Origin of the sequence: Thermogemmatispora onikobensis (assembly GCF_001748285.1) — a bacterium.
In the GTDB taxonomy this organism is placed as follows: domain Bacteria; phylum Chloroflexota; class Ktedonobacteria; order Ktedonobacterales; family Ktedonobacteraceae; genus Thermogemmatispora; species Thermogemmatispora onikobensis.
Genome location: NZ_BDGT01000085.1, coordinates 1 through 15,504, shown reverse-complemented (window position 1 = coordinate 15,504; position 15,504 = coordinate 1). Strand labels below are relative to the sequence as shown.

At 61.4% G+C, this 15,504-nt stretch carries 11 protein-coding genes and 1 pseudogene; 6 read left to right on the top strand and 6 right to left on the bottom strand.

Annotated features, from left to right (window positions below; all coding sequences use genetic code 11):
* Window positions 1-368: 368 nt before the first annotated feature.
* Window positions 369-2,408: a nitrilase-related carbon-nitrogen hydrolase gene (locus BGC09_RS21320; RefSeq protein ID WP_069806222.1), complete on the bottom strand. Its 2,040-nt coding sequence runs from the start codon at window positions 2,406-2,408 to the stop codon at window positions 369-371.
* A gap of 124 nt (window positions 2,409-2,532) precedes the next feature.
* Window positions 2,533-3,279, bottom strand: coding sequence for a GntR family transcriptional regulator (locus BGC09_RS21315; RefSeq protein WP_069806221.1), 747 nt, complete (start codon window positions 3,277-3,279; stop codon window positions 2,533-2,535).
* 643 nt (window positions 3,280-3,922) lie between these two features.
* On the opposite strand from BGC09_RS21315, the gene BGC09_RS21310 reads away from it, so the two are divergent.
* A complete protein-coding gene (locus BGC09_RS21310; protein ID WP_069806220.1) occupies window positions 3,923-6,454 on the top strand; it encodes a sensor histidine kinase in 2,532 nt (843 codons plus the stop codon).
* A gap of 53 nt (window positions 6,455-6,507) precedes the next feature.
* On the opposite strand, the gene BGC09_RS21305 is transcribed toward BGC09_RS21310, so the two are convergent.
* On the bottom strand, window positions 6,508-7,467 hold the full coding sequence (locus BGC09_RS21305; protein WP_069806219.1) for a helix-turn-helix transcriptional regulator: 960 nt from the start codon (window positions 7,465-7,467) through the stop codon (window positions 6,508-6,510).
* Window positions 7,468-7,647: 180 nt separating this feature from the next.
* Here BGC09_RS21305 and BGC09_RS21300 point away from each other — a divergent pair, with 180 nt between their 5' ends.
* Complete coding sequence (locus BGC09_RS21300; RefSeq protein ID WP_141727905.1) at window positions 7,648-8,154, top strand: ClbS/DfsB family four-helix bundle protein; 507 nt, start codon at window positions 7,648-7,650, stop codon at window positions 8,152-8,154.
* An 89-nt stretch (window positions 8,155-8,243) separates the two neighbouring features.
* Here the strand turns inward: BGC09_RS21300 and BGC09_RS21295 are convergent, their stop codons facing one another.
* The 3 genes and pseudogenes from BGC09_RS21295 to BGC09_RS21285 form a co-directional block, all read right to left on the bottom strand.
* Window positions 8,244-8,870 (bottom strand): hypothetical protein, encoded by a 627-nt coding sequence (locus BGC09_RS21295; protein WP_141727904.1) that lies wholly within the window; start codon window positions 8,868-8,870, stop codon window positions 8,244-8,246.
* A 110-nt stretch (window positions 8,871-8,980) separates the two neighbouring features.
* Entirely contained in the window at window positions 8,981-9,895 is a 915-nt protein-coding gene (locus BGC09_RS21290) for a hypothetical protein (RefSeq protein WP_069806216.1), read from the bottom strand.
* Between the two features lie 626 nt (window positions 9,896-10,521).
* A pseudogene (locus tag BGC09_RS21285) lies at window positions 10,522-11,928 on the bottom strand (L-lactate permease); the annotation flags it as partial.
* 229 nt (window positions 11,929-12,157) lie between these two features.
* Here BGC09_RS21285 and BGC09_RS21280 point away from each other — a divergent pair.
* From BGC09_RS21280 to BGC09_RS21260, 4 genes are all read left to right on the top strand, one after another.
* Window positions 12,158-12,391: a helix-turn-helix domain-containing protein gene (locus BGC09_RS21280; RefSeq protein WP_069806214.1), complete on the top strand. Its 234-nt coding sequence runs from the start codon at window positions 12,158-12,160 to the stop codon at window positions 12,389-12,391.
* Window positions 12,392-13,080: 689 nt separating this feature from the next.
* Window positions 13,081-13,317: a hypothetical protein gene (locus BGC09_RS21270; RefSeq protein WP_069806212.1), complete on the top strand. Its 237-nt coding sequence runs from the start codon at window positions 13,081-13,083 to the stop codon at window positions 13,315-13,317.
* A gap of 99 nt (window positions 13,318-13,416) precedes the next feature.
* Window positions 13,417-14,637, top strand: a complete 1,221-nt coding sequence (locus tag BGC09_RS21265) for an RNA-guided endonuclease InsQ/TnpB family protein (protein ID WP_069806211.1) — start codon at window positions 13,417-13,419, stop codon at window positions 14,635-14,637.
* Between the two features lie 114 nt (window positions 14,638-14,751).
* Entirely contained in the window at window positions 14,752-15,174 is a 423-nt protein-coding gene (locus BGC09_RS21260) for a hypothetical protein (RefSeq protein WP_069806210.1), read from the top strand.
* Window positions 15,175-15,504 lie beyond the last annotated feature (330 nt).

Here is a 15,504-nt window from a genome sequence, read left to right as displayed (position 1 = left end):
CAAAAGCAGGAGGGATAATCAGCCGCTGGTCAGCGAGCGCGGGGTGAGTGGCGATCATCTCTGCAGCCTGGGCCAGGTCCTCGGCCCAATGGGCCACGCCGCCAGCAGCGCTCAGACGGCGCTGAAACTGAGCGAACAAAGCTGAACTATTATTCATTATGTACAACCAGACAACTCATGCAGATAGCAGCGATCACTCAAGCTGAGCCCTGCCAGAAAAAACGGCACGTCAGCCCGAAGACCTGGCGCGTGACCAGCGACCGACCTGCTTTGCTGGACGTGCCGCAAGGCGGGCAGACAGGCAGCAAGAAGGCGATGAGACCCTGGCCTCCCTCCGGCCTGGCAAGTGCTGATCCAGTCCCGTGCCCTCACACGTCAGCGTGCAGCTGGTGTGGCGGGCGATGCTGCCGGGGCGGAAGGGGGGCGTCGACAGCAGGGCGTACCAGGTCCAGGTACCACAGCGGCTGGCGCTTGCGCAAGAGCGGCTTGGCGCGGACCACGTTGCCGGGGATGGTTTCGCGGATATCGTAAGCCAGCTCTCCGGTCAAAGAGCCGGCCACATCGCCGGGCACATAGGCTGGAGAAAGCGTCGTCGAGCGCCGACCGGTACGCTGCTCGCGCGTATCGATCGTCATCAGCATCAGCGTTGACTCGCCCTCCTCGGCGATCACCTCGTGCCAGGGATAGCTGGCACAAGAGGGGGAGAAGATGCCGCTGAGGCCGTTAGCGCGGACCCCGCTGGCCTCGCCACTCCAGTTGGCGATCGTCAGGTAGACATGATGCTCGGCAGCGCGAATACGCCAGGGCAGGAAATGCCAGGGATCGTAGCCCTCGGGGGCAACGTGCGGGCCGAAGGGGATGGCCGTTGGCCCCAGCCCGATGGGGTTGGGGAAATTGAGCAGCGTCGGCGCGCAAACGAGATCGCAGCCCTTGCCAGCCAGCACGCGCAGCGTCTCCGGAAAGAGCACATCGTAGCCTGTGGCCAGGCCAATGCGCCCCACCGGGCTATCGAAGGTTGGCAGGCCCAGATTACCCGGACTGGCCCAGCGCCGGTCAGCGTGCGTCAGATGCAACTTGCGATAGATCCCGTGCACTCCCTCGGGATCGAGCAACAGCACCGTATTATAATAGACCGGCTCGGGGTTTTCATCGACATATGCGCATTCAGCGACCCCCAGTACAATGCTGAGCTGGAACTCCGTAGCCAGGGCGACCAGGGCCTCGATCTCGGGGCCAGGGACGCGAATGGCGCCGGTGCGCATGCGGGCTGCGAACTCGGGGTGAGAGGGATCGGCTGGCCCTGGCAGCGTCAGCTCGGGCAGAACCAGCACATCGGGATAGGCAGGTTCATGGACGCGCAGCAGCGAGCGCACCAATGACCGGAGGCGTTCCAGGCGCTCCTCGTTCGAAGCCGAGGCTGCGACACCAGTGGTTGGCTCCTTCTCGGGCGCGGCGAGCACCTCGCGCAGCTCAAGCTGGACAAAGGCGGCGCAGGAGAGCTGGCCGGGCGGCAGCTCGTGGGAATGATAGAGACCGTGGAAGCGCAGCGGCTCCCACAGATAGGTATTGTGCACCAGCGAGACATATTCATGAGGGCGGCGGTCTGCCAGGCGGTCGCCCACTGGCTCCTCGCCAGTGGGTCCCCACTGCCTGGTGCGGCAGCGCTCCAGATCGACCTCGCCGTAGACAATACCCTCGCCATCGTCGCGGTAAGCCTGGATTGAGCCATCGGGATTCAGAATGCAGCTCCCGCCACTGAACTGCACCCCCCGCTCGCGCCCGTAGCGGTTCGCGGCGATCAGATAGAGGCCATTTTCGAAAGCGCGCAGCATCCACCAGCTGCTGGGGCACTTTTCGTCCAGCCAGCCACAGGGGAAGAGCAGGACATCGGCCCCGCGGATGGTGGCCAGGCGTGCGGCCTCGAAATACATCGCGTCCATGCAGACCAGGATTGCCAGGCGTCCAAGCGGCGTATCCCAGACCGGCAGGCCCAGATCGCCATCGCGGGCCCAACGTGGTTCAGCAATGTATGAGTGCAGCTTGCGATACTTGCCGAGCAGGCCCTGGGGGCCGAGCAGCGCCGTCGTATTATAGTAGACGTCGCTTTCGGGATCGACCTCGGCCAGGCTCAGCGCGATGTAGCAGTCATAGGCAGCAGCCAACTCAGCGAAGCGCAGGCAGGTGGGACCAGGGACAGGCTCGACGTAGGGGGCGATCTCCTCGCGCGACTCCCAGCAGTAGCCGATGGTGGCCAGCTCTGGCAGGACGATCAGTCGCGCGCCGTGGCGGGCGGCCTCCTCGACGAGACGCAACAGGTCGCCGATGTTCTGCTCCTTCTTGCCCAGCGTGGGTTCGTACTGGATAGCGGCGACCCGGTACCTGGTAAAGGAGGACGCGGATGTACTCATGCTTGCAAGCTCCAGGCGTGATTGAGCAGGCGGCGCTGGTCGCGCCGCACCCACAACCCCTATTATATACCATTGCAACGAGGAAGCGAGTGGGTGAAAAGATCGGATTGCCCGCCCGCCCTGATCAGCTCTCGCTGGGGCCGCGCCGGTAGAGCGTGAACTCGAAGGCGTCGGGAACATGGTATCGCTGCGAGAAGAGCACCGGCCTCTGCTCCAGCGTATAGTCAACTTGCTCCATATAGAGCAGAAGCGCGCCAGAGGAGAGGCCCAGCTTCTGCGCCAGCCAGCTTTCGGCCAGCAAGGGGCGGAGCCGGGCCAGGCCGTGATGGATGGTAAGGCCGAGACGCTGGACGAGAAAATCGTAGAGCGAATCACTATAGAGATCGGTCAATTCATAATTGGCCGCCTGCACCAGGGCCGTCGGCAAAAAATCGATCGAGAAGACCACGGGACGTTGATCGGCCAGGCGCACGCGCTCGATCGCCAGCACCTCATCGGTGGGTGCCAAAGAGAGCTGTGTGGCCACATGGGGGCTGGCTGGCATTGTCTGAATGACGACGTCGCGTGTGCCGGGGAGGTGCCCCGCAGCCCGAATCAGCTCGCTGATGTCAAGGTTGCGGTCAAGGCTGCTCTTTACTTGCTGCGGACGCTGATTCACAAAGGTTCCATGACCATGCCGGCGCAGAATCAGCCCTTCCTGGGCCAGTCCCTGCAGCGCCTCGCGTAGCGTCGTGCGGCTGACTCCCAGCGTCTCGGAAAGCTCTTCCTCATTCGGGAGGCGAGAACCGGGGGGATAGATGCCCGTGCTGATCAGGACGCGCAGCCGCTGGCGCACCTGGTTGGCCAGCGCTCTCCTTCCTTTGAGCACCATCGACCCCCTTCCTGCTTCTGCTTGATTGTTGTGAGCAGAGCAGGTAGACTAGAAACATGGCAGAGAGGCAGTCACGGGTGTTTGAGGTTGAGTTTACCCTCTTGATGCAGAGATGTCAAGTGGTTCGGCTGATTGAAGATCCCTGCTGTATAAAGGGTGATTGCTTCGAGAATTGGTGCGACCGTTGCAAGCGAAGGACATCTCATCAGGGCGGTTCTTGCTGTGCTTTATGCATCAATGCCTGGCTACTCTCACTGTCTTTGGGCAGGTACCCGATTGAACGTTAGTTAGTTCTACCGATGGTAGAACGGCCAGAGGAGGCCCGGGGTCAGCGATCCACGATCGATGAAAGGGCAGGCAAGCTAATAGGTAGAAGTGAGGCCGAGAGGAACCTGCTGCCAGGCAGAGGCCACTGCGGGCCGGACCAATCTCTCCCTAATCACCGGGGCTGAGGTAGGCCGCACGCAGGGCCTGCGGGAAAGCTGACGAGATGGTGATGCTTTCCGCCTTTGTTCCTCGACTTGTATCCCTCTACTATAGTGAGAAGGAGCGAGCGAGCGAACGAGAAGACTGACGGCCCAGCCTTCTCCCTCTCGTCCCGGTCATCCTGTCACATCTGCTCCATCCGCTAGATTGGTGATCCATGCAGAGCAGCGAATCATTTAGCAATCCTGGCGCGGACTTATCTGAGTTGCTCCCTCCCTATCTGGCTGCCGCTGGCGCTGAGCCACTGCTGTTCGAGCAGCTGCGCTGGCAGGAGCAGACCATGAGCGACGCCAGTCTGCTACCAGCGCCCTTCCGCGCCCGGCTCTTTACTCTTCTGACCTATGAGCGGCATGTACCCTACTGCCTTCACTATTTGCTCGTCCAGCTCCTCAGTCAGAACCAAAGGGCCGCGGACATTGCTGCTCTTCTCCAGGAGCCGGCGAACGACGAGGAGCGGGCGGCCCTGCTTGCGCTTCTGGCTTCCCAGGCGGAACCGCTCCAGAGCTGGCCTGAGCCGACCTCTCCCTTGGAGCGGGCCTTGCTCTGGGCTGCCGGGGCGCTGCTCTTACCGGGCGAGCAGACTGAACAGGCGCGTCTGGAGCTGCGGCGCCTGCTGCCGTCGCGCGTCTATGCCTCGCTGCAGGCTTTTCTGGCCTTTGTGCAAACCTGTCATCTCTGGATCACGGCCTACCCCGAGCGGGCGCATGGCGCCGACGAGCAGGCGCGCCAGTACCTGCTACGGCTTCTGCAGCGTTATGAGCTGGAGGAGCAGGCATGTCTGCGCTCACTGCTAGAGCGGCTCGGCTCTTGCACGGATGAGGCCATCTTCAGACACGAGCTTGAGCTATACCGTCGTCGGCTGCGGGCCGTGCTAGAGGCCATCGGCGATAGCGTTCTGCTCTATGATCATCGCGGGCGTCTGGTCTATGTCAACGCTGTCGCCCGTCGACTGCTTCCTCTTTTGCAGCCGGATCATGCCCGTCGAGCGGCTCTGGCTGAGGCGGGCGAGCGCGCCCAGGGTGAGGCCCTGGAGGGGAGAGAGGCGGCGGAGGTGCTGCTGCTCGCTGATACTCCTACCGCGGCGCCGCTGCAGCGTATCCTCCGGGAGGGGTATGCCATTGCTGGCGAGCAGGCGGTGGATATCAAGGTCAAGCAGGTCGGGGGTGAGGAAGCCATCTTCAGCTTCAGCGGCGCGCCCGTGCGTAGTAGTCGCGGGCAGGTCATTGGGGCTATCATCATTGGGCGCGAAGTCACTGCGCGGCGGCGACTGGAGCAGCGCGCTCACACCGCGCTCAGCGCCTTACTGGCGATGGCCGAAGCCCTTGTCCAGGTCGACGATGGTGAGCCTCCTCCTCTACAGGAGGGCCAGAGCGAAGGGCAGACGCGCCTGATCATGTTGCGGCTCGGAGAGCTGACGCGCCAGGTGCTTGGCTGTCGGCGCGTGGCCATGCTTGGTCTGGAGCGCGAAACCGAGCGCGTTCAGCATGTAGCGGTCACCGGGGTCACTCCCCAGCAAGAGCGTCTCTGGCAGGAAATCGTCCTCGGGACTCCGCTGAGCGCCTTTCTGAGCGCGGCCCTGCTGGAGCGGCTGCGCGCCGGCGAAAGTCTGCTCATCGATCTTGAAGCGCCCGAATTCAGCCACCTGCGTCGCCAGGTTCGCAGCTACTCAGTGCGGGCCTTGCTTATCATTCCCATGTGCCTGCGCGAGCGGCTCATTGGCCTCTTCTCCGTCGACTATGGTCCCGAAGAGCACAGCTACAGCCCTGACGAGCTGGCCCTCGCGGCGGCGGTGGCGCGCATGGCCACGCTTGTGCTGGAGCGCGAGCATCTGCTCGCAGAGCGAGCCGAGGCGCGGGCCAGCGCCCTGGCGCTGCGCGAAGCCAATCGCCGCATGGACGAATTCATCAGCTTTGCCAGCCATGAGTTGCGGGCCCCGCTGACCGTCCTCAAGGCCAATGCCCAGCTCATCAAGCGGCTCCTGCAGAAGGCCAGCGCCCTCGGGCGTGATCTCGGTAGTGGCAGTTCTGGCGAAAGCAATGGCGGTCAGCCAGCGCTCCAGGCCCATCCTGTCCTGCAACGTCTGGCCAGTATTCCCGAGCTGCTCGATCGCTCCATTGCCCAAGTTGACTTACTGGATCGTCTCGTGGGGGATCTGCTTGACTTCTCGCGCATCCAATCGGAGACCTTGCAGCTGGTGCGCCGGCGCCTGGATCTGGCGGCTATTGTGCGCGACGTGGTGCAGAGTCAGCAGCAGGTCCACCCTGGACGCGACATTCGCCTCAGCATCGAGAGTTCTGGAGAGGTGCCAGTCGAGGTCGACGCCGCGCGCATCGGTCAAGTCCTGACCAACTATCTGCTCAACGCCATTCGCTATGCGCCGCCCGATCGTCCAATCGAGGTCCGTCTGCGCATCGAGGGGGAGCGAGCGCGGGTACTGGTACGTGACGAGGGGCCAGGGGTGCCACCTGAGCTACAACAACGCATCTGGGAGCGCTTCTATCGCGCGCCGGGCATTCCTGTACAGGAAGGTTCGCCCGTCGGCCTGGGGCTGGGCCTGCATATCTGTCGCACTATTATCCGGCTCCACGGCGGCGAGGTTGGTCTGGAGAGCCAGCCTGGTCAGGGAGCGACCTTCTGGTTCGCCCTGCCGCTGGTCCAGCCCCAGGCTGCAGAAAAGCCAGCTGGTTGAGTTGGTGGAGTGGCACGACAAGAAGCTCCAGGAGGACGTGAGCCTCTTTCAGGTCAGCGAATCACGTGTTCACTGATGCGCTGAGCCAGTGCCTGGAAGGCTGTAGAAAGGGCGGGAGGATTGCGCACCTGCAGACGGCAGTTCAGCCCGGCCAGCACATAGGCGGCCCAATCCAGGTTATGCGTTGAGCAGCGCAGCAGGGTCATCTGCTGATTCTCGGGCAATGGCTCTAATATCGCCAGAGCAGACGGTAGCCGCTGTTGCACTTCGGAGAGCGGCAGCTCCAGCACTACCTCGATCTGCCAGGGGGCTGGCGTGAGTGCAATGGCGCGCTGAATCTCTCTCAAACAGTCGAAATCAGCTGGTCGCATAAACATTGCTGGTCGCTCCTCGACGAGCAGAATGCGATCGAGACGGAAGACGCGAATATCCTGACGTAAGTGACAGTAGCCCGCCAGGTACCAGCTGCCGGAGCGATAGACCAGGCCATAGGGGTCAACCTCGCGCTCGCTTTCGGTCCCGTTCCAGGACCGGTAGCGCAGCCAGAGACGTCGGCTCTGCTGTGTGCAGTGGCCCACCGTCAACAGCACTCCGGCGGCAGGTCGCTGGCTGGTCTCTGGCAGATCGAAGAGCAGAGTCTCCTCAACCGCCTGCAAACGCTCGCGCAGTGGTCCAGGAAGCACGCGCTCAATCTTGGCCAGTGCCCTCTCGACAGTGCTCTGATCCCCAACGAGGTTCAAGCGTCGTGTCAGCAACAGGCCCAGGGTCAACGCCAGCGCCTCCTCATCGCTGAAGATCAGCGGTGGCAAGCGAAAGCCTGGACGCAGAAAGTAGGCGCCGTAGCGGCCATGCTCCGCCTCCACTGGGATACCAAGATCCTGCAGCATCGTAATGTAGCGTCGCACTGTCCGCGGACTCACCTCCAGACGGGCCGCCAGCTCACTTCCGCTCATCCGTCCGCGGGCCTGGAGCAGCTCCAGCACCGTGAGCACGCGCGTCGTAGGAAAGTACATAGCAACCTCGCTTTCACTATCCGCACGAGGCAAGCAAATTAGCAGCAACGAATTAGGTTGAAGTATAACCGCTTTGGCTACTATACTCAAGAGATCGTCGTTCTGAGAGACAGGCCGTGCGGCTACACAGAGCGGTCTTTCTCGCTAGAGCTGTGAGACCAGAGAAAAGGACAGAGAGCCGTGGAGAAAGCTCAACTGCTCCGTGCAATGCAGCGTTGCTCTCACGAGTGGAATACCTTGCTTGCCACTTTGAGATCGGAGGAGCTGCTTTTGCCAGGAGTGGCGGGGACCTGGTCGGTGAAGGATGTCCTGGGGCATCTGAGTGCCTGGATGGAGCTGACGCTTGCCAATATCGCCGCTGCCCGCGAGGGGCAGGCCCCGGTCCTCATCTTCGAGACGATGAGTGAAGAGGAGCTAGAAGCGCTCAACCAGCGTCTTTATCACCAGAAGCGGGTGCAAACGCTGGAGGAGGCCCAGGCGAACTTTCACGCCACCTGGCACCGTCTCTATGAGGAGACCGCAGCCCTCGATGACAACCTGCTGATAGAGACAGAACGCCTCTCACATTGGCAAGGGAAATCTCTTGGAGAGCTGATCTATGGTGAAGCCTGTGAGCACATGACTGATCATACCAACGCACTGCGCAGCTGGATAGCTGCCCGACGAGGGGGCAGTACCGAAACCTGAGCCAGCGTCGGCCAGGCCGGGCCTGAGCCAGCTTCCCTCGTTCTTGCTCGCTGGCCCAGACCTGGTCTGGCGGCGGTGGCGGCATTCTCTCAGCTGCCCAGTACTCCCACCAGCATCGCCAACAGGCCGATGATGCGCAGGCTGTCGCCGATGTTATCAACCAGCAGGGAGTTCACAAAAAAATACTTCTGGAAGATCATCAGATAGCCCAGGCCCAGGAAGAGGAAGGCCGTGCCCATCAGGAAAGCGAAGCGTGTAGGCTTCTTCAGCAGGGCCGTTGTATACAGATAGAAAATACCCAGGCAAAGGAGTGCGCGAGAGCCGCTCAGGGTAGCGCGGAGGCCGACATTTGGCAGATCCGGCAGAATTGGAGAGAGCAGCCCGATACAGAGAGCCACCAGTGAACAGATGATCTGCAAGCGGAGCAAGGCGCTCAAATACTGATCCGAGTTATTGACCAGGCTGAGCAAGATAAACAGATAGGCGCAAGCCTGGCCCAAATACAGGAACCAGTCCGTGTGGAGGGTGACGCTCGTCACCAGCATTGACAGCAGGTCGGCCAGGCCAGTGAGGGCGATCATCCCCATCGAGATCCCCAGCATCAGCAAGCGCGTGCTACGCACCTGGGGATAGGCTACGGCCACACGCAGGGTCACGAAGAGGGTAATCGCGATCAGAATAACCGCGAGCATAATGGGCATCCAACTGAAACCCACGTCTGCCTCCTTCCTAGCGAGCCAGAGCTAGAAGCAAAAATCGAGAAAAGAAATAGTCAGCGAAAGAGAGCGTCGGCGGTCCTGCCTTACCTGACAGATCCCTGGCCAGCTCAGGACTCAAAGAGCCGCTCGGCGCTGACGGGGTGTCCGTCGGGATCGACCAATTCTACGCGCCGCATTTTCACCAGGACCTGCAGAGCGGCCAGGACATCGGCCAGGTCCATACCCGTGCTTTGGACCAGCTCAGCGATGCTCTGCACGCCATCGATAGCGCCATGAAGGCGGCGGGCGCGCTTATCGGCGATGGCGGCAGAACGGGCAAAAGGATTTTCTGAAGTCAGCAGTTCGGCATCCTCCTTGCGTCGAGGAATCAAGGCGGTCAGTGGCACTGGTTGCGATTGACGGCCAGGACCTGGTGTCCTGGCCGCTGCCCCAGGTGGAACTGCGACCGCAGACCTCGGCCCAGGCCCAGGGACGGCGGAACCCGGCGCCGGCAGAGGGAGGAGCAAGCCACGCTGAGTCGCCAGACCAATCGCCTGGCGCAGCAACATGGTAATGGCCTGCTGTAGCTCAGTTTGGGGCTGGTACCCCACGAGGAACAGATAGGTCAGAGCGAAAGGCAGCGGCTCCTGGGGCCCCGGCGTGGCAGGCGGAGCGGGAAGCAGCACAGGACTGCTCATGAAACCACCAAGACAGTAGTGGCAAGCGTACTGATGCAGCAAACTGACCTGCTGCGGAGGAAAGAGCATCTCAATGGCAAAGGTCTGGACTGGACGCTGCTCAAAAGCAAAGCGCTGGGCAATCAGCAGCATCTGCTCATTGTAGGTAATCTGCTCCGGCAAGTTAGGATCGCGGGGGAGCATCGTGCGCAGATGGAGCACAGAGGTGCGGGCCGGAGTGAGGAGCGGTGTCCAAAATTCGATCAACTCAATCTGGAGGTGCTCGATAAAGGCGTAACAGAGCCACTGGAAAAGCTCATCAATTGTATACATCGTGGCAACAGCGCGCAAGAGGAGATTCATCATCACAAACTGTTGCCTGCGTGCATCAGGTGAACCGGCTCTGCCTTGAGGGTACTGGCTGCTCATGAGCAAAAAAACCTCTGCATTCAGGTGACGATCTAACCCAATTAACCAGCTCCGGCGGTCGCAGCTAGCTTCTTCCGCCTCTTCTTCATAACGCCATGATAGGGGAGAATTTTCTCTTTTTGGACCAACACTAGCCAGCGAAGATGGCGGCTGCCCGCCCTTGGGCGGTGAAGGCGGCGGGACCCCTCTGCTCGCACAAAGCCCAAGGTCGCAACGATACCATAGCAGGCACTACACATAGTGTCAATAAAAATTAGCTTAAAGTCAAGTTGAGAGATCGACACATCCTGGTCAATAATTGGTGATCATTCACTGGATGGATCAGAGACCAGAGGTCCCTTGCTTGCCAGGTGGAGGCGACGGGGCAGGCGCGTGGTAGGCAGTGGAGGAGTAGAAGAGGGCAAGAGGGCGGGTCAGCCAGAAGAAGAAACGAGTCAGGCCGCTCCTGCTCTGTGAGGGAAGGGGCGGAGCGCGCAGCCCTGGGGAAAAGGCGCGCCACGCCCCTGCATTGGCGGGCAGACCCTTGTTGGTGGCGGGTCGAGCGACCCGCGGTGTGGAGCCGCTTAGTGCGGAATAATGCCAGGCACCAGGTACTGTTGAGCCATGACAATCAGGCCCAGCACGCAGGCCAGGATGATACTATGCCAGAAGGTGCGGCGTACCACCAGGCCCTCCTTGCCAGTCAAACCAATGGTCGAAGCGCCAGTTGTCAGATTCTGCGGCGAGATCATCTTAGACATCACCGCCCCGCTGGAATTGGTTGCTGCCATCAAGATCGGGCTCAGCTTCAACTGCTGGGCCGCTACCACCTGCAGATTGCCGAAGAGGGCATTCGACGACGTATCGCTGCCGCTCAGGAAGCAAGCGATCCAGCCCAAGAAGACAGAGAAGAAGGGGAAGACCACACCCAGCGAGGAAATGGCCAGGCCAATGGTATAGGAGATACCGGAGTAGTTAAAGAGATAGGCCAGGCCCACAATGAACATCACTGTGAGGATAGCGTAGCGCAACTGACGCCAGGTATCGGCCAGCGCCTGCCAGAGAATCGCCGGGCGGGCCCCGGTAGCGATCATCACCGCAGTCGTCAGCAGCATGGCCAGCAGAATAGCCGTCCCCGTGCCCAGCGGTTGGAAGTTATAGAGGGCGGCGTAGGGCTTCTGATAAAGGGTCAGATAAATCGCATTGTGCAGGTTGGGCCAGGGCACATTCACCTGGCCAATCTTCGCTACTCCGGCGAAGGTCCAGATAATCACCACCGCGCTCACCAGCAGCCAGGGCAGCCAGGCCAGGAGCGTCTCCCCCAGAGAGGGGCGCTCTGTGGTCGGCTGGCTCGTCCCGCCCTCGCCACTGGCGCTGGAACTGGCGTTCGCAAAGGCCGCCATATACTCCGCCGTATCCCGCGGCTGCCAGACCTGCACAAAGAGGATCACGCACAGCAGGGACACCAGCGATGCCAGAACATCGGGCAGCTCGGGGCCAATGAAATTCGAAACGGCGAACTGGGTCAAGGCGAACGAGAGGCCCGCCACCAGCGCCGCCGGCCAGCAGGTACGCAGGCTACGCAGGCCGGCATAGACCACCAGAGCATAGAACGGCAGCAAGAGACTAAAGATAGGAAGCTGGCGCCCCACCATTGCCGACAGGGCCAGGGTCGGCAGATTCGTCACCCCATGCAAAGTAGTAATTGGCACCCCGAGTGCTCCGAAGGCCACGGGCGTCGTATTGAAAATCAGGGTCATCACAATGGCATCCAGCGGCTCGAAGCCGAGGCCGATCAGGAGCGCGCTGCAGATCGCCACCGGTGTTCCGAAGCCCGAGATCCCCTCCATCAGCGCCCCGAAGCTGAAACCGATGATGAGCAGCAGAATGCGGCGGTCCGCTGGCACATTATGGACCATCCAACGGCGAAATAGCTCGAATTTCCCCGAGCGCACCGCCACATTGTAGAGCCACATCGCGTTCCAGACGAGGGGAGCGCTAACCTTGGATTGTTGCCTACGTTTTCGGCATGGATGCCTCTGTTAGGCTACCAGTAATGTTGGTAGAATGCCAGAGAAGATTGTTTATAGCCCTGTCAGATTCCTATCAGTCTGTGAACAGGCTGATAAGATTTACCTGTCACTGTCTTCACGAAGGCTAGGGAAACTCTATTGACTTTTTGATGATTTGAGTTTATGCTAGAGATAGCTTGGAGGAGTTATGCCAACGATCGAGGAGTATCTCGATAGAGCCAAGTGGACAAGATCGGATCTCGCTCGTGAAGCGGGTCTTGATTACCAGACTGTTGTGCGGGCAGCGGAAGGGTTACCGGTTCAACCTCGTACTTTGCGCGCTATTGCCCAGGCACTCTCCAAAGGTGTAGGTGAGAAGGTTGAACCACGCGATTTAAGCGATGTGAAGGTAATTAAGATAAGGAGGAAAGGAAAAGCGTAGTCCGCCTTACGAGAAAGAAAGCGAAGCACTCAAGAGGTAGACTTGAGTGCTTCCAATAAACCCGCTGGTAGCAAAAGCTGCAGGCTGGTGCACTGTTGACCAATCTCCAGCAGGCAGCTCTGGTCTGACAGCGGGGTCTGGATGTAGTATGCCACGTCTGACCCCGGCTGTCAAGCGCGATCAGCGGTCTTCCCTGCGTGTCCTGTACGGTGTTACATCGTTGGTCGCTTGCTGGCTGCCGGGGTCGTGCTGTCTTGACGAGACCCCGCGCATCCCGGCAGGCCCAGAGAGGGTTCTTGTCCCGTCTCTGTGTTGGTGCGAAAGGAAAGGAGCATGACCAATCATGGCCGAGCTGTCTGGTTCCACGGGGTCCCCTGATCCACAGCACCCCCTGAACGCTGTCCTGTTCCCCGACCGCGCGGGGTTGCCGCACGAGTCCCCTACTGACCCGGCTGCCGAGACGGCAGCGGTCTCTCCCGTCCCTTCACCTCGCTGCGCAATGTGGGTCACCTTGGAGGAGGGGAAACCCCCGGAGCTGGTTCATTCATGTCCCCTACATCGAGGTCCATGACCCCGACTTCGTTGCCGGCTATTACTACGGAGCGTACGACTACTTCGTCAAAACCCTCGATCATGAGGAAATACACAAGGTCTGTGAGCTGACCGATCGCGACCTCATCAGAGAGGTGGTGCACCTGTTCAAAGAAGGCCGCTGGGGCAAGCCCCCCGAGGTGGGAAGCTGGCGGGCCTGGGCCGCCTGGTCAGCAGGGTTTCTGGCCGGGCTGATCTCCGCCCGCATTCCCTCGCCCCTGCCCCTCTACGGCAATTGTCTGCGCTGCCACCAGCCTGCGGATGCCTGTGGTGGCTGCCCTCGCTGCGGGACCTGTACCTGCCCACGCCTGGGCAGCACCCAGGTGGCCCACTAGTCAGCGCGGTCACGCTGCCTGCTTCCGGGGTCCAGCACCGCACGACGGCTGGGTCCTGGGAGCAGGCAGGCACCGCTAGCGAGGAGGAGGAGTGCTACAATGGCCCAGGTGCAGCGAACGATCCCGCTGCTGCTGCCAGCCGATGAAGACCTGCGTGAGACCCTGGCCGTCTTCCAGCGGGTGCAGCAGCAGCTCTCAGCCCCCTGCTTCAACGGGGGCAGGCCCCTCTCTGCCGTGGGGCTGCAGCGAGCTTGCTATCACGAGGTCAAGGGCCAGCTCAACGCGCAGATGACCTGCACCGCCATCCGGCTGGTGGCCGCCGCCTACCAGAGCGCCTGCAGCAACCGCCACCCGCCACAGCGCCCGTTCCAGTTCCGGCGCAGACGGGCGCTGTTTCTGATTGGCCCGCGAGGACGCGATGCCCGTCTGTGCGATGGCACCCTCTCGATCTGGACGGTCGCCGGGCGTAAACGCCTGCCCTACCAGGCGCCGGAGGCCTTTCAGCCGCGGCTGGCGCAGGCGAAGACGATAGACAGCCTCACGGTGCTGGAACGCAATGGGCGGCTGCTGGGGCGACTGACCATCACGCTGGAGGTGCCAGACCCGCAGCCCCTCCCACCCTCGGATGAGGCAGCAGGAGCGAGCCGGGTCGTGGGGATCGATCTGAATGAGACGAATGCGGTGGTGGCCGTAGATGGACAGGAGCGGGTGCTCTTTGTGAGTGGGAAGGCGGTGAAGGTGCGCAATCGACGGACCGCGAAGACACGGGCGAGACTGCAGCGGAAGCTGGCGGCCCACAAGGCACAGCACCGGGACACCCGCAGTGTCCGGCGGGTGCTGAAACGGCTTGGCCGTCGGCAACGGCACCGCACCCAGACCTTTGCCCAGACCGTAGCAAAGCGCCTGGTGGAGTGGGTGCCCCCACACGCGGTGCTGGTCTTCGAACAGCTCCAGGTGCCGCCGCCCCAGCAAGAGCAGGTCCGGGGGCGAGCGCTGCGGCGGCGGCTTGCGCTGTGGCAACGCGGCCTAGTCCGGCGCTGGACAGAGCAGCAGGCCCAGGAGCGGGGGCTGTGCGTGGTGGAGGTGAACCCGGCTTACACCAGTCAGATCTGTTCGCAGTGTGGACAGCGGGGGAACCGCCGTCGACATGCGTTCACTTGTCCGCAGTGCGGGTACCAGGAGCATGCTGACATCAACGCCGCGCGCAATATTCGTGATCGCTGTACTCAGTTACGGCTGAGTGGGCTGCCGTCAACTAGCCCTGAAGCCCGGGCCTATACGGCTGCGGGCAAGCCCCTGGCGGAAGCTGGGGACAGTTGACATCACTGGCCAGAGGGCGAAGATCATGCCGTTGAGCGTCGAGCTGGCGGCCAGCTGAAAGGAAGGACATTTGCCAGATGAAAACGGCGATCAGCAACCCGACGATCAACCCGAATGGATAGCAAGCAGTTGAGTAGCCAATGGGCTGGGCCATCGCCTCCTTTCATTGGGGCCGTGCGTCGCTGCGCCGCCATTGCCCTGCGGAGGCTCGGCTTGTCCCAGGGCAATGGGACGACAGACAACGACGCGACGCGCCAGGCGCTGGAGACGTCGTTTGGGGTAGGCATAGCAGACAACGAGGGGAGAGGAACTACGGGGGTAGGCTCTGGGAATGCGGCGCGCTTATGTGATGCCGGTCAGCCGACCCGGGAGCGGCAAGCTATCAGTGGCCCGTCTGATGGAATTGCCGGTAACCTACCCTGTCCTCCTCTTGGGCCGCAGACACCGCTTCAGCTTGAAAAGATGGGCGAAGCGGCTGAGCTTATCAAGAGAGCAGAGAGCGGCTTCCTCTGGCCGTTCCTTCCCTCCCTTTCATAGAGCCTTATTACTATAGAGTGTGGCATTACACGCCGTAACCTGTCAAGATGCGCCATCCTGTTGACCGTCGTGCCCGGTAGAGACGAGGTGTGATATAATGAATAGGAACACGGGCCGGTTAACTGGCGTCATCGCCACAAGGGCACTCAGCAACCAGCGCCAGCCAGGGATGCGGACGACCATGCCAGCCGGGCTGCAGGAGAAGAGAGCGACATGCAACTGCTAACGAAGATTCTGGGAGATCCCAATCAGCGCGAACTGAAACGCATCCAACCGATTATCGATCGCATCAACGCCCTGGAACCTGAGATACAGAAACTGAGCGACGAA

Bases quoted from the DNA above. Each gene is read 5' to 3' on its own strand.
- BGC09_RS21315 (WP_069806221.1), bottom strand. From the start codon at position 3,279: ATGGTGCTCAAAGGAAGGAGAGCGCTGGCCAACCAGGTGCGCCAGCGG.
- BGC09_RS21310 (WP_069806220.1), top strand. From the start codon at position 3,923: ATGCAGAGCAGCGAATCATTTAGCAATCCTGGCGCGGACTTATCTGAG.
- BGC09_RS21320 (WP_069806222.1), bottom strand. From the start codon at position 2,408: ATGAGTACATCCGCGTCCTCCTTTACCAGGTACCGGGTCGCCGCTATC.
- BGC09_RS21260 (WP_069806210.1), top strand. From the start codon at position 14,752: ATGGATAGCAAGCAGTTGAGTAGCCAATGGGCTGGGCCATCGCCTCCT.
- BGC09_RS21265 (WP_069806211.1), top strand. From the start codon at position 13,417: ATGGCCCAGGTGCAGCGAACGATCCCGCTGCTGCTGCCAGCCGATGAA.
- BGC09_RS21280 (WP_069806214.1), top strand. From the start codon at position 12,158: ATGCCAACGATCGAGGAGTATCTCGATAGAGCCAAGTGGACAAGATCG.
- BGC09_RS21305 (WP_069806219.1), bottom strand. From the start codon at position 7,467: ATGTACTTTCCTACGACGCGCGTGCTCACGGTGCTGGAGCTGCTCCAG.
- BGC09_RS21290 (WP_069806216.1), bottom strand. From the start codon at position 9,895: ATGATGAATCTCCTCTTGCGCGCTGTTGCCACGATGTATACAATTGAT.